Raw genomic sequence first — 13,419 nt, 5'->3', positions numbered from 1 at the left:
GTAGTGAAGTGGGTAGGGTCGTCCCCATGCCCGAGAGCACACCCAGCACGCCGAGCACGTCCAGCACCCCGAGCACCTCAGGGGCCTCCCGCGCCGACTTCGTCGCCGACACCGCCCTCACCCTGCTGGCCGAGCGCGGTATGCGCGGGCTGACCCACCGGGCGGTGGACGAGGCGGCGGGGCTGCCGCTCGGTTCGACGTCGAACGTGGCGCGGACCCGGCAGGCGCTGCTCGAACTCGCGGTGCGGCGGCACGCCGAGCGGGAGGCCCGGGTACTCGCCGTCCAGGAGATGCCGGAGCCGGGCGGCGGGCTCGACGCGCTGGCGCAGGGGCTCGCACTCGCCGTCCACCGCTCCCTGGCCTGCGATCGCGACCTGCTGATCGCCCGCTACGAACTGGCCCTGGAAGCCACCCGCCGCCCCGAACTGCGCGCCTTCTACGACCGGACCGGTGCCGCCTTCCGGGAGCAGCTCGCCGCGATGCTCACGGCCGTCGGCTCGCCCGACCCCGCCCGGCATGTGCTGTCCCTGGTGGCCTGGGCGGACGGGCTGATGTTCTCGTGCGCGGCCGGGTCCTTCAGCACCGAGGTGCCGGACGCGGAGGCGATCCGCACGGGCCTGCGGGAACTGCTGGCGGGCATGCTGGGCCGGTGAGACCCCCCGGGGAGAGGCGTCCCCGCGGCGCCGGACGTCACCCTCGGTCCTCCGAAGACCTTCGTACGGGGCACGAGTTCACCCGTGCGGGGGCCCGTCGTCCACTCCCTGCTGCCGAGCCGGTACCCGAACCACCAGAGTGGCGCGGGTGCATCGATCGACCACCACCGCAGCGCTCCTCGTCAGCGTGGCCGTCACGGCCCTCTCCGGCTGTATGACGGTCGAGCGTCAGGCGGCACCGGGACCGCCACCGGACACGGCGCGGGCGCAGCAGACGGCGGGCCGGCCGGACGGCAGCGCGGAGCCCCGTGTGGTGCAGGCACCGGCACGGGAGGCACTGGAGAGGGTCGGCCCGCCCCGGCACCCCGCGCACTCCGCACCCCGGGCCCCGCACCCCGCGGCCGCGCCGCCGGTCGCGCGCCGGGCGCCAGCCCCGCCGGCGCCCCGGCCCGAGCGGCGGAGGGCGGACGGCCACCGGCACACGGGTGTCGATGTCCCGGACCTCTCACACCCCGCCCCGCAGGCCCCGGACGTCTGCGCTCTCGGCAGGCGGTACGGCGGCTGGCGCGGCGACAGCCCCGAATCGGTCATCTGCGAACGGGCCTACGGGCACTGAGGGGGCCATCGGACCCGGAGGACCCGGGTCCGCCGGTCCTAACTGGGCCGCTGCCGGGGCGGCCCCCACAGATCCCCGCCCGCCGCGCCGTCCTCACCCAGCCGCAGTTCCAGCCGGCCGATCGCGGCCCGGACCCCGCTGCCGTAGCCGTCGTCGGCCAGTGCGCCCGCTGCGGTCCGGGCCCGGCGCAGATGACTGCGGGCGGCCTCCGCACGGCCGAGCTTGACGTAGTCGGCGGCCAGGTTGAGATGCAGGGAGGGCAGGAACCCCCGCACGCTCGGCGGATCGCCGCCGCGGCCGTCGGCCAGTTCCTCCGCCGCCGACAACGCCCTGAGGTCCCAGGCCAGTTCGTCCGCGGGATCGTCCTGGGTGTCGGCGAGGTAGTGGGCGAGGGTGCATCGGTGCAGGGGGGTGCCGTCCTCGCCGATCTCGGCCCACAGGTCCAGGAAGCGGCTGCGGGCCTCCTCGCGGTCACCGCCGTGGTGGAGCATCACGACCTGACCGATCCGTGTCAGCACGGCGTCCGGCGCCGCCTGCTCCTGTCGCTCCGCCACGGTGTCCCTCCGGGACGTCGGCAATGGTCCACTGCCGACGCTAACCGGCGCCGTGGGGATATCCGGTCAGGCGGCGCCGTCGCGCCGGGCCGGCGGCCGTCAGCCCAGGTTCGGGATGGTCCAGTCGATGGGCTGGTGGCCCTGCCGGGCGATCGCCTCGTCGATCTGGGTGAAGGGGCGCGAGCCGAAGAACTTCTTCGCCGACAGCGGCGACGGGTGCGCGCCCTTGACCGCGATGTGCCGGGTCTCGTCGATCAGCGGGAGCTTCTTCTGCGCGTAGTTGCCCCACAGGACGAAGACCGCCGGGTCCGGCCGGGAGACCACCGCGCGGATCACCGCGTCCGTGAACTTCTCCCAGCCCTTGCCCTTGTGCGAGTTGGCCTCGCCGGCCCGGACCGTGAGAACCGCGTTGAGCAGCAGTACGCCCTGCTGTGCCCACGGCATCAGGTAGCCGTTGTCCGGGATGGGCAGGCCCAGCTCCTCGTGCATCTCCTTGTAGATGTTCCGCAGGGAGGGCGGGGTCTTCACCCCCGGGCGGACCGAGAAGCACAGGCCGTGGCCCTGGCCCTCGCCGTGGTAGGGGTCCTGGCCCAGGACGAGGACCTTGACCTGCTCGTACGGCGTGGCGTCCAGCGCGGCGAAGACCTCCTCGCGCGGCGGGTAGACAGGGCCGTTCGCCCGCTCCTCCTCGACGAACTCGGTCAGCTCCTTGAAGTAGGGCTGCTCCAGCTCGTCACCCAGAACCCCGCGCCAGGACTCGGGCAGCATGGCGATGTCGGTCACGTCAACGTCCTCACGATGTCGATCAACTACGGCCTGCGGTCACTGCTCCAGAACCTACAGGCGACCACTGACAACGGCTGCCGCGAGGGCCGTTCACCAACTGGTCTTGCGGTGCAGCGTCCACATCATCATGATCGTCGACGGGTCGAGGGCCTGCTCGCCGCCGGAGACGTCGTCGCTGGCCGCCACGTACTGCCGGCCCTGCCACAGCGGGATCAGCCGGGCGTCGTCGACCATGACCTGCTGGGCCTGCTCCATGTCCTTGACGGTCTGGGCACGGTCGCTCTCCGCGCGCGAGTGGGGCAGCAGCCGGTCGGTGATCTCCTTGGCCGGGTAGGGCGTGCCGAGCGCGTTCTTCTGGCCGACGAACGGGGCGATGAAGTTGTCCGCGTCCGGGAAGTCCGGGAACCAGCCGCGGCCGAACACCGGGTACTCGCCCTTCTGGTAGCCGACCACATAGGTCTTCCAGGGGCGGCTCTTGAGGGTGATGGTGAACAGGCCCGAGTCCTCCAGCTGCCGCTTGATCTCCTTGAACATCAGTGCCGTCTCGGAGCCGTAGCGGTCCGTGGTGTACCAGAGGGTGAGCGGGACGGGACGGGTGATGCCGGCGTCGGTGAGTATCTTGCGCGCCTTGGGGACGTTCGGGTCCCCGTAGTCGTCGAAGAAGCTGGTGGCGTGGCCGGTGAGGCCCTTGGGGACCATCGAGTACAGCGGGTCGACGGTGTCGCGGTAGACCTTGTGCGAGATCGCGCCGCGGTCGACGACCTGGGCGATGGCCTTGCGCACCGCGGGCTGCTTGGCCCAGGGGTCCTTGGGGTTGAACACCAGGTAGCTGATGTCGGTGCCGGCGCCGTCGACCAGTTGCAGATCGGCGGTGTCGTGCTGCTGCAGGGCGATGATGTCGTCGGCGGCGAGGCCGCGGTAGGTGACGTCGATCTGCTTGTCCCGCAGCGCCTTGACCATGGTGGACGAGTCCTGGAAGTAGCGGATGGTCACCGCGTCGTTCTGCCGGTCGGCGAAGCCCCTGTAGTTGCCGTTGCTGACGAGGACGGCCTGCTTGCCCTCCTCGTAGGACTGGAGCTTGTACGGTCCGGAGCCGTAGACCTTGGTGTCCTTGCGCAGGGAGTTGGCCGGGTAGTCGTCCGGGTCGACGATCGACATGGCGGGGGTGGCCAGCACGAACGGGAAGGTGGCGTCCGACTGGTTGAGGTGGAAGATCACCTCGCGGTCGCCGGAGGTCTGGACGCGGTCCAGGCTGCCGAGCAGCCCCGCGGGCCCGCCGGGGGCGTTGATGGTGCGGATGCGGTCGATGGAGTGCTGGACGGCCTCCGCGTTCAGCGGGTCCCCGTCGGCGAACTTCATCCCCGAGCGCAGCTTGCAGCGGTAGGTGCGGCTGCTGTTGTCGGTGAAGGCGCAGCTCTCGGCGGCGTCGGGCTGCGGGGTGGTGGCGCCGCTGGGGTAGGCGAGGAGCGTCTGGAAGATGTTGCGGTACAGCTCCCAGGAGCCGTCCCACGCTCCGGCCGGGTCCAGCGTGCTGGGCGCGCTGGTGGTGCCCACGACGATCGGCCCCTCGCTGTCGGGGTCGCCGTCGGACAGCAGGCTGCAGCCGGTCACCAGGGATATGGACGCGATCGCCGCGACTCTCCGCAGGAATCGGTTCCGGTTGAACACGCGCACGCTCCTCGATCTGCCATACCAAGGGTCGGCAGACCATACCGCAGCGTCCGGGCCCCTGAACCTCCTCTGAAGCAGGCGTTCTTGATCGATTGAACGATGACTACGTTGTCATGCCGCTGGATGTATCTCCAGAGGCGTTTCGGGCGCCGTTCCGTGGGGAAACGGCGCCCGATACGGACGTCCGGCAGTCGGACGGTCAGACGCCGGCGTTGAGGAAGAGGCCGCCGTCGACGACGAGCGTCTGACCGGTGACCCAGTCCGACTGCTCCGAGGTGAGGAACGCCGCCGCGCCGCCGATGTCGGAGGGCACGCCGAGCCGGGCGAGCGGGTAGGAGGCGGCCGCCTCCTCCTCGCGGCCCTCGTACAGGGCCTGCGCGAACTTGGTCTTGATCACCGCCGGGGCGATCGCGTTGACCCGCACCTTCGGCGCGAACTCGTGCGCCAGCTGCTGGGTCAGGTTGATCATCGCGGCCTTGCTGACGCCGTAGGCGCCGATGAACGGCGAGGGCGCGAGGCCGGCGATCGAGGCGATGTTGACGATCGCGCCGCCGTTGTCCTTCTGCCAGGCGTGCCAGCTCTTCTGGGCGAAGCCGAGCGCGGAGATGACGTTGGTCTCGAAGACCTTGCGGGCGACGTTCAGGTCGAGGTCCGCGATCGGGCCGAACACCGGGTTGGTACCGGCGTTGTTGATGAGGAAGTCGAGGCGGCCGAAGGCCTCCATGGTGCGCTCGACGGCCTCGGTCTGGTGGTCGAGGTCGTGGGCCTTGCCGGCGACGCCGATGACACGCTCGGCGCCGAGCCGGTCGACGGCCTCCTTGAGGGCGTCCTCGTTGCGGCCGGTGATGCAGACGCGGTCGCCGCGGGCGACCAGCGCCTCGGCGACGCCGTGGCCGATACCGCGGCTGGCGCCCGTGACGAGGGCGACCCGGCCGGACAGCTCCGGAAGTTCAGTCATGTCGGTGATTCCCCAAGGTCCCTAGTCGAGCGGTCCGCCGGCGACGTACAGCACCTGGCCGGAGACGAAGCCGGCCGCCTCGCCCGTGAAGAAGGCGATGGCGTTGGCGATGTCCTCGGGCTCGCCCACGCGCTGCACCGGGATCTGGGTGGCGGCGGCGGCCTTGAAGTCGTCGAAGCCCATGCCGACGCGGTCGGCGGTGGCCTTGGTCATCTCGGTGGCGATGAAGCCGGGGGCCACGGCGTTGGCGGTGATGCCGAACTTGCCCAGCTCGATGGCGAGGGTCTTCGTGAAGCCCTGCAGACCGGCCTTGGCGGCGGAGTAGTTGGCCTGGCCGCGGTTGCCGAGCGCCGAGGAGGAGGAGAGGTTGACGACCCGGCCGAAGCCGGCGTCGACCATGTGCTTCTGGACGGCCTTGGTCATCAGGAAGGAGCCGCGCAGGTGCACGTTCAGGACGGTGTCCCAGTCGGAGACGCTCATCTTGAACAGCAGGTTGTCGCGCAGCACGCCCGCGTTGTTCACAAGGATCGTCGGGGCGCCCAGCTCCTCGACGATCCGGGCGACGGCCGCCTCGACCTGCGCCTCGTCGGAGACGTCGGCGCCGATCGCGACGGCCTTGCCGCCGGCCGCGGTGATCTTCTCGACGGTGTCCTTGCAGGCGGCTTCGTCGAGGTCGATCACGGCGACCGCGCGACCCTCGGCGGCCAGCCGTACGGCGGTAGCGGCGCCGATGCCGCGCGCCGCGCCGGTGACTACCGCGACCCGCTGTTCAGTGGTGGACATTGCTGCTTCTCCTCGCCCTTGAGAGAACCTGTCGGGGCCCCCGTCGGAGGCCCCTCATGCGGTGAGCGACCGCTTAGTACCTTCAGCACCCGTGACGCTAGAAGCCCTGGCACCCGGTGTCAACGGCACATCCGGCCGGTGTGATCCATTACCTCACCAGGAGGTCCAGCAACCGTTCCGTCTCGGCGGCCGGGTCGGTGGTCAGACCGGTGTGCACGGGCCCGGGCTGGACGACGGTGGAACGCGGCGCGATCAGCCAGCGGAAGCGCCGTCCGGCGTCGTCACCGGCCGCCTGGCCGGCGCCGTCCCCGCCCGCGCACACCTTCTCCACGGCGCCGAGCGCGGCCCGGATCCCGGCGAGGTCCGCCCGCGGGTCCAGTGCCAGCAGCCGGGCCTCGTCCAGATGGGTGCGAGCGCCCACGTAGGCCCGGGCGCGGGAGTAGACGATGACGCCCGCGTTGATGCACTCGCCGCGCTCCACGCGCGGTACGACCCGCAGCAGCGCGTACTCGAACACGTCCCGGTCGCCGCCCTGGCCCGCCCGGGTGATGTGCCGCTCGGTCACATGGCCGGCCATGTGGATGTGGCGCTCGCTCACTTGCCCTCCTCGGAGCCGATGCCGGTGATGCGTCCGGCGACGACGGCGGCCCGCGCGAGCAGCGGCCGCGCGTAGGCCCTGCGCAGGTCGTCCGGGGTGTCGAAGCCGGGCTCCCCGGCGAGCCACGCCTCGGGGATCTCGGCGGTGACCTCGTCCAGCAGGTCCTGGGTGACCCTGGGTGCCAGTTCGGCCGCCGCGGCGGCGACGTCCGGGGCGAAACGGGCGAGGGCGTGGTCGGCGGCGTCGTAGGGACGGGCCGCGGATGCCTCGGCGGAGGGCCAGTTGTGGTGCCAGATCATCGTGGCGCCGTGGTCGATGAGCCACAGTTCCTCCCGGTGCACCAGGAGGTTGGGGTTGCGCCAGGACCGGTCGACGTTGTTGATCAGCGCGTCGAACCAGACGATCCGTCCGGCCTCCTCCGCGCTCACCTCGAAGGCGAGCGGGTCGTAGCCGAGGGCACCGGACAGGAAGTCCATGCCGAGATTGGTGCCGCCGCTGCCCCGGAGCAGGTCCTGCACCTGCTGTTCGGGCTCGCCGAGCCCGAGCACCGGGTCAAGCTCGACGGTGACCAGGCGGGGCATCCGGAATCCGAGGCGCCGGGCGAGCTCGCCGCAGACCACCTCGGCGACCAGTGTCTTGCGGCCCTGTCCGGCACCGGTGAACTTCATGACGTACGTCCCGAAGTCGTCGGCCTCGACGAGTCCCGGCAGCGAGCCCCCCTCACGCAGGGGCGTGATGTAACGGGTGGCGGTGACTTCCTTGAGCATCGCCCCAGGTTACTGATCGCGGCGGGCGCCCGGCCGACAGCGGGCTCACAGCCACGGCTTACGGCCCGCTCACCACCCGGCCGCAAGGATCTGGGTGCCCGTCTGAACGGCCGCGGCCCCGGGGCCGTACCCCATGACGGATCACGTCGAGCTCCGCGGAAGGGATTGCCCACATGACCAGCGCTTCGCCCCAGCCCGCATCGGGACCGGCCCGCCGTACCGTCATGGCGGCGGCGGGAGCGGCAGGGCTCGCCGCCGCGCTGACCGCCTGCGGTTCGGGCGGCGACTCGTCCGACACCGTCGACACCGGGGCCGGGCAGGCCGCCGGCGGCACGCTCGCCAAGACCTCGGACATCCCCGAGGGGGGCGGCAAGATATTCAAGGATCAGGGTGTCGTGGTCACCCAGCCGGCGGCGGGCACGTTCAAGGCGTTCTCGTCCAAGTGCACCCACCAGGGCTGCGCGGTGGGCAGTGTGGCGGACGGCGTCATCGTCTGCCCGTGCCACAACAGCCACTTCTCGGCCGAGGACGGCAGCGTGAAGAAGGGACCGGCGACCAAGCCGCTGCCCGCGGCGAAGATCACCGTCTCCGGGGAGGACATCAAGCTGGCCTGAGCGGGGTCGGTCCCGCCGGTCGCGGGAGCAGGCAGCCGAGGACGTCGTCGGTGGTCGTGACGGTGGCGACCAGTGCGAGGGTGTTGCGGATCATCGCGGGGGTGTAGTCCGCAGGCACCCCCGCGACGGCGTCGGCCGGCACGACGGCGGTGTAGCCGAGGTTCACGGCGTCGAACACCGCGTTGGGCACGGCCACGTTGGCCGAGACCCCGGTGACGACCAGCGTGCGGCAGCCGAGGTTGCGCAGCAGGGCGTCGACGCCGGTGCCGTGGATCGGGGACAGGCCGTGCAGCCGCCGTACGACGAGATCCTCCTCGGAGACCTCGATCGGAGGCGCGACCCGGACCGCGGTGGTGCCGGTCAGCTGCTGGACGGGGAGCCGTCCGGCGGCGCGGAACAGGCGGGCGTTGCGGTTCGCGCCCCGGCCGTCCGGGCGGCGCTCGGCGACCGCGTGGATCACCTGGACGCCGGTCCGGTGCGCGGCGGCGACCAGCCGGGATACATTGCCCAGGGCTCCGGAGGAGCGGGCCTCGCGGGCGAGTTCGGGAAGGGCGCTGTCCGGTCCGACCACCCCCCGCTGGCACTCCACGGTGAGCAGGACGGTGTGCGCGGGGTCGAGGAGGTCGCGCAGCTGCTCGTACGACGGCATCACGCACCCTTTCACCGGGGCTCGGGGCGGTGAGAGTAGCCGCGTCCGGGCGCGGGTGGAAGACGGGCCATTCCCTTTTTTGACGTGATGTCAGAGGATCACCGGCACAGGGTGGTTCTCTGGCACGACGTGGGAGAAGAGGGGGCCGAATGACCGTCACTCAGCAGCGCCGGGGCCGGAAGATCATGATGACGCCGGGCGAGCTGGACGAGTTCCTCACCGCCCAGCGCACCTGCCGGGTCGCGACCGTCTCGGCGGACGGCGCACCGCACGTGAGCGCGCTGTGGTTCGCCTGGGACGGGACGTCGCTGTGGTTGTACTCGGTGGTGCGCAGCAGGCGCTGGGCGCAGTTGCGCCGCGATCCGCGCGTGGCGGTCGTGGTCGACTCGGGCGAGGAGTACGACCAGTTGCGCGGTGTCGAGCTGGCCGGCCGGGTGGAGTTCGTGGGCGAGGTGCCGCGCACCGGTGAGCTGTGCGCCGAGCTCGACACGGCCGAGACGCTGTTCGCCCGGAAGAACTTCGGCCTGGACGAGATGCCGCACGACGGCCGGCACGCCTGGGCCCGGCTGACCCCGGAGAAGATCGTCTCCTGGGACTTCCGGAAGCTGGGCGGCGCGTAGGGGTCAGTCGAGCCGGCGGGCCGCCGAGCGCAGGGCCTCGACCGCCGCGCGGATCGAGGGCCGGCGGTCGGCGTCCGCCCGCCAGACGACGTACACATGGCGGCGGATCCGTTGCCGCAACGGGACCAGGACCAGGCCCTCGGGCACGGGACGGCGGCCGAGCAGCGGGGCGATGCACACCCCGAGTCCGGCGGCGACCAGGCCGAGCTGGGTGTGGGTCTCGCCGGCGCGGTGGCCGATGATCGGCTCGATGCCCTTGGACCGCAGCGTGAACATCAGCCACTCGTGGCAGAACTCGCCCTCGCCCCAGGTGATCCACTCGTCCTCGGCGAACTCGGCGAGGTCCACCTCGTCCCGGCCGGCGAGCCGGTGCCCGGCGGGCATGGCGACTTCCGCGGGATCGTCCAGCAGGGGCGCCTTGACCAGGCCGTCCGGCACGGGCATCGGCTTGTTGTACCAGTCCAGGACGACCGCCAGGTCGAGATCGCCGCGCACCACCCCGGCGACGCCCTTTTCTGGCTCCAGCTCGCTGGAGCGCAGGCGCAACCCGGGATGCTGGGCACGCAGGGTGGCCAGCGCGGCCGGGAACAGGCCGCGGGCGGCGGTCGGGAAGGCCGAGAGCCGGAGTTCGCCCACGACCTGGCCGCGGTGCGCCTCCAGGTCGGACTCGGCCAGCTCGACCTGCGAGAGGATGCGCCCCGCGTGCTCCGACAGCAGCCGGCCGGCGTCCGTGAGGCGTACGCCGCGCCCGTTCTTGGCGAGGAGCCGCTGGCCGATCTCCCGCTCCAGCTTGCTCAGCTGCTGGGAGACCGCGGACGTGGTGACGTGCAGCGCCTCGGCCGCCGCGCTGACCGAGCCGTGCCGGGCCAGTGCGTCCAGGGTGCGCAGGCGCTCGAAGTTCAACATGTAAGAGATACTAAGAGGTATCGAGTGACAAATCTCGATTGTGCTACGAGGTTGGTTCACGCAACGTTGATGCCATGAGCACGGTCACCGCACCCCGGACCCAGTCCTCCGCACTCTCACCCGCCCCTGCCCGCGCCCGCCTCGACTGGCGCCTGCGCTTCGGCGCCCTCTCCCTGATCTGGGGCTTCAGCTTTCTGCTGATCAAGGTGGGCACGGACGGGTACGCGCCGTTCCAGGTGACGCTCGGGCGGCTGGTGTTCGGTTCGGCGGTGCTGGCGGCGGCGATGGCCGTGAAGCGGGAGCGGCTGCCGCGCGGGGCCCGTCTGTGGGGCCACATGGCGGTCGCCGCGTTCTTCCTGAACGCCCTGCCGTTCTCCCTCTTCGCGTACTCGGAGCTGACGATCCCGTCCACGCTGGCCGGCATCTGCAACGCGACGTCCCCGCTGTGGGGCATGGCGCTGTCCCTGGTCGCCCTCTCCGAGGACCGGCCCACCCGGGTGCGCGTCGCCGGTCTCGGCCTCGGCTTCCTCGGCGTGCTGACGGTGCTCGGCGCCTGGCAGGGCTTCCACGGTCTGGACGCGCGGGGTACGGCGATGGCGCTGCTCGCCTCCCTGAGCTACCCGGTGGGGTGGATCTACGTCCGGCGGAAGCTGGCCGGCACGGGCAACTCCCACCTGTCGATGACGGGCGCACAGCTGATGCTGGCGACGCTCCAGCTGGCGGTCGTGACCCCGCTGTTCGCCGGGTTCCCCACCCATGTCTCCGTGGTGCCGCTGCTGGCGATCGCCGCGCTGGGCGCGCTGGGCACGGGGCTGGCGGTGCTCCTCCAGTACGGGCTGGTCGCCGAGGTCGGCCCGACCACCGCGCAGATGGTCACGTACTTCATCCCGGTCATCGCCACGGCCGCGGGCGTGGCGATCCTCGGGGAGACGCTGCGCTGGACCACCCCGGTGGGGGCGGTCGTCGTCCTGGCGGGGGCGGCACTCACGCAGGTCCGACGCAGGGGCGCTTAGCGGGGGGCGGCGCCCTTCGGCGTATGCCGGGGCGCGGGACGCCGATCGCCCCCGCCCCTCACTCGGCCGCCTTGGCAGCCCCTCTCGCCTTCGCCCAGCCGTAGACGCGGCCCGGCGGTAGAGGCGGACCGCCGCCGTCACCGCATCGCGCCGACGACGTACCCGGCGAGCGTGATGAGGCGGGACGCCGAGGCCCTCTGCCCCTCTCTCGGCCCCCTTGGCCGGTCCTCCGCCCGTACGCCTAGCCGCAGACGCGGCCCGGGGACGGGGTCGGACCGTCACCGCGGCCACGTCCGCGAGTGAGCGACATGCCCGGCAAGCGCGGAGACGCGGGCCAGAGCGCGGGACGCCGAAAAGGCCGGACCGCGGGCCGCCGAGAACCCCCTGGCCCCGCACTCGACCCCGTGAGCCGCACCTCCGCCCGTACGCCTAGCCGCAGACGCGGCCCGGGGACGGTCGGACCGCCGCCACCGCGGCCACGTCCGCGAGTGAGCGACATGCCCGGCAAGCGCGGAGACGCGGGCCAGAGCGCGGGACGCCGAAAAGGCCGGACCGCGGGCCGCCGAGAACCCCCTGGCCCCGCACTCGACCCCGTGAGCCGCACCTCCGCCCGTACGCCTAGCCGCAGACGCGGCCCGGGGACGGTCGGACCGCCGCCACCGCGGCCACGTCCGCGAGTGAGCGACATGCCCGGCAACCGCGGAGACGGGGGCCGGGGCGCGGACGGCGAGCCTCCCGCCTCTCACTCGGCCACCCCTCCCCCTCGTACGCCCAGCCATGGACGCAGGCCGGGGCGGTGGAGGCCCATCACCCCCGTCTCTCACTCGGCCGCCCTGGCCGACCCTCCCCCGTACGCCTAGCCGTAGACGCGGATCGGGGAGGGGCGGACCGCTGTCGCCACCGCGGCCGCAAGCGGGGCGATGTCCTCGGGGGTGAGGGGTGAGAGGGTGATGCGGATGCCGGGCGGGGACGCCAGCCGGAAGCGGGCGCCCGGGGCGACCGCCCATCCCGCCTGGAGGAGGCGGGCCACCGCGCCGGTCTCGTCGGGTACGGGCACCCACACGTTCATCCCGCTGCGGCCGTGCGCCGTGACCCCGTGCGCCGCCAGCGCGTCGACGAGGGCGTTCCGGCGGGCGCCGTACGACTGCGCCACCGCCGCCCGGTCGACCGCGCCGTCCGCCCACAGCCGGACCACGGCCCGCTGCAGCAGCAGGCTCACCCAGCCGGGGCCGAGGCGCTGCCTGCCCCGCACCCGGTCGACGGTGACGCCGTCGCCGGTGAGGACGGCGAGTCGCAGGTCGGGGCCGTAGGCCTTGGCGGCGGAGCGGACGAAGGCCCAGTGACGGGTGACGCCGGCGAGCGGGTGCAGCGGCAGGTCGACGATGCCGTGGCCGTGGTCGTCCTCGATGAGCAGGGTCTCCGGGTGCTCGCGCAGCACCGCCCGCAGGTCGTGCGCGCGCGACGCGGTCACGGAGGCGCCGGTCGGGTTCTGCGCGCGGTCGGTGACGATGAGGGCGCGGGCCCCGGCCTCCAGGGCGCGGCGCAGGTCGTCGGGGCGCGGTCCGTCGTCGTCGACACCGACGGGGACCGTGCGCAGCCCGAGAGCGGGGACCAGGTCGAGGACGCTGCCCCAGCCGGGGTCCTCCAGGGCGACCGCGTCGCCCGGCCTGAGGTGGGCGGCGAGGACGCGTTCGATGGCGTCCAGGGAGCCGGAGGTGACCGTCACCGGTCCCGCCGGCAGGCCGTCGGCGTCGAACTCGGCACGCGCGAGGCGGGCGAGTTCCGCGTCGACGGGATCGTCTCCGTAGAGGACGGGCCGGTGGTCGCCCTGCTCGGCCGCCGCGGCCAGGACCGGTGCGAGGCGGGGCAACAGGGCCGGATCGGGGTTGCCGGTGGCCAGGTCGCGGCCACCCGCGGGTACCTCCACCCGGAGTTCCTCACGGCCGGTGGTGGCCGGCTTGGGCCGGACCCGGCTCCCCCGGCGGCCGGCCGTCTCGATCACCCCGCGTTCCCGCAGGATGCGATAGGCGGCCGCGACCGTGTTCGCGTTCACCCCCAGCTGGGCCGCCAACTCCCGCATGGGAGGCAGGGGTTGCCCTGGCCGCAGCTCGCCCGAGCCCACCGCGCGCTCCACACCGGCGGCAATCTCGGCTGCGCCCCGTCCTTGGATCCGATACTCTCCTAGCACAAAGCCCATTATGCACTAGTGCAATAGAGACCGCCAGGAGGGA

Annotated in this window: 15 protein-coding genes; 5 read left to right on the top strand and 10 right to left on the bottom strand. The window is 72.5% G+C overall.

The genetic code is table 11. From position 1 onward, the window contains the following. Positions 1-26 precede the first annotated feature (26 nt). Positions 27-653, top strand: coding sequence for a TetR/AcrR family transcriptional regulator (locus tag BLW57_RS32700; protein WP_093479329.1), 627 nt, complete (start codon positions 27-29; stop codon positions 651-653). Positions 654-801: 148 nt separating this feature from the next. Then, entirely contained in the window at positions 802-1,269 is a 468-nt protein-coding gene (locus tag BLW57_RS32695; RefSeq protein ID WP_256339638.1) for a hypothetical protein, read from the top strand. A gap of 38 nt (positions 1,270-1,307) precedes the next feature. On the opposite strand, the gene BLW57_RS32690 is transcribed toward BLW57_RS32695, so the two are convergent. From BLW57_RS32690 to BLW57_RS32660, 7 genes are all read right to left on the bottom strand, one after another. Beyond that, entirely contained in the window at positions 1,308-1,823 is a 516-nt protein-coding gene (locus BLW57_RS32690; RefSeq protein WP_093479327.1) for a tetratricopeptide repeat protein, read from the bottom strand. Between the two features lie 99 nt (positions 1,824-1,922). After that, on the bottom strand, positions 1,923-2,606 hold the full coding sequence (locus tag BLW57_RS32685; RefSeq protein WP_093479326.1) for a uracil-DNA glycosylase: 684 nt from the start codon (positions 2,604-2,606) through the stop codon (positions 1,923-1,925). A 93-nt stretch (positions 2,607-2,699) separates the two neighbouring features. Continuing rightward, a complete protein-coding gene (locus BLW57_RS32680; protein WP_093479325.1) occupies positions 2,700-4,277 on the bottom strand; it encodes an ABC transporter substrate-binding protein in 1,578 nt (525 codons plus the stop codon). Between the two features lie 202 nt (positions 4,278-4,479). After that, positions 4,480-5,238, bottom strand: a complete 759-nt coding sequence (locus tag BLW57_RS32675) for an SDR family oxidoreductase (protein ID WP_093479324.1) — start codon at positions 5,236-5,238, stop codon at positions 4,480-4,482. Positions 5,239-5,259: 21 nt separating this feature from the next. After that, positions 5,260-6,021: a 3-oxoacyl-ACP reductase FabG gene (gene fabG / locus BLW57_RS32670; RefSeq protein ID WP_093479323.1), complete on the bottom strand. Its 762-nt coding sequence runs from the start codon at positions 6,019-6,021 to the stop codon at positions 5,260-5,262. Between the two features lie 148 nt (positions 6,022-6,169). Next, a complete protein-coding gene (locus tag BLW57_RS32665; RefSeq protein ID WP_093481001.1) occupies positions 6,170-6,598 on the bottom strand; it encodes a DUF3037 domain-containing protein in 429 nt (142 codons plus the stop codon). Positions 6,599-6,615: 17 nt separating this feature from the next. Further along, a complete protein-coding gene (locus tag BLW57_RS32660) occupies positions 6,616-7,386 on the bottom strand; it encodes a HipA family kinase (protein ID WP_093479322.1) in 771 nt (256 codons plus the stop codon). A gap of 173 nt (positions 7,387-7,559) precedes the next feature. On the opposite strand from BLW57_RS32660, the gene BLW57_RS32655 reads away from it, so the two are divergent. Further along, a complete protein-coding gene (locus tag BLW57_RS32655) occupies positions 7,560-8,000 on the top strand; it encodes a Rieske (2Fe-2S) protein (protein ID WP_093479321.1) in 441 nt (146 codons plus the stop codon). Here BLW57_RS32655 and BLW57_RS32650 read toward each other — a convergent pair. Continuing rightward, entirely contained in the window at positions 7,987-8,649 is a 663-nt protein-coding gene (locus BLW57_RS32650) for a cysteine hydrolase family protein (RefSeq protein WP_093479320.1), read from the bottom strand. The two genes, BLW57_RS32655 and BLW57_RS32650, sit on opposite strands and share 14 nt — an antisense overlap. Positions 8,650-8,798: 149 nt before the next feature. Here BLW57_RS32650 and BLW57_RS32645 point away from each other — a divergent pair, with 149 nt between their 5' ends. After that, positions 8,799-9,269, top strand: a complete 471-nt coding sequence (locus BLW57_RS32645) for a pyridoxamine 5'-phosphate oxidase family protein (protein WP_073895197.1) — start codon at positions 8,799-8,801, stop codon at positions 9,267-9,269. 3 nt (positions 9,270-9,272) lie between these two features. Here the strand turns inward: BLW57_RS32645 and BLW57_RS32640 are convergent, their stop codons facing one another. Next, entirely contained in the window at positions 9,273-10,175 is a 903-nt protein-coding gene (locus BLW57_RS32640) for a LysR family transcriptional regulator (RefSeq protein ID WP_093479319.1), read from the bottom strand. A 74-nt stretch (positions 10,176-10,249) separates the two neighbouring features. Here BLW57_RS32640 and BLW57_RS32635 point away from each other — a divergent pair, with 74 nt between their 5' ends. Further along, the gene (locus tag BLW57_RS32635) at positions 10,250-11,188 is read left to right on the top strand and encodes a DMT family transporter (protein ID WP_176985804.1); all 939 of its coding nucleotides are present in this window, start codon (positions 10,250-10,252) and stop codon (positions 11,186-11,188) included. 856 nt (positions 11,189-12,044) lie between these two features. Here the strand turns inward: BLW57_RS32635 and BLW57_RS32630 are convergent. Then, positions 12,045-13,376 carry an aminotransferase class I/II-fold pyridoxal phosphate-dependent enzyme gene (locus BLW57_RS32630; RefSeq protein WP_093479317.1) on the bottom strand — a complete coding sequence of 444 codons (1,332 nt, stop codon included), beginning with the start codon at positions 13,374-13,376 and terminating at the stop codon, positions 12,045-12,047. Positions 13,377-13,419: the final 43 nt, after the last annotated feature.

Source organism: Streptomyces sp. 1222.5 (genome assembly GCF_900105245.1).
GTDB classification, from domain to species: Bacteria; Actinomycetota; Actinomycetes; order Streptomycetales; family Streptomycetaceae; genus Streptomyces; species Streptomyces albidocamelliae.
The sequence above is the reverse complement of the archived record's forward strand: the minus strand, read 5'-3'. Positions and strand labels throughout refer to the sequence as shown.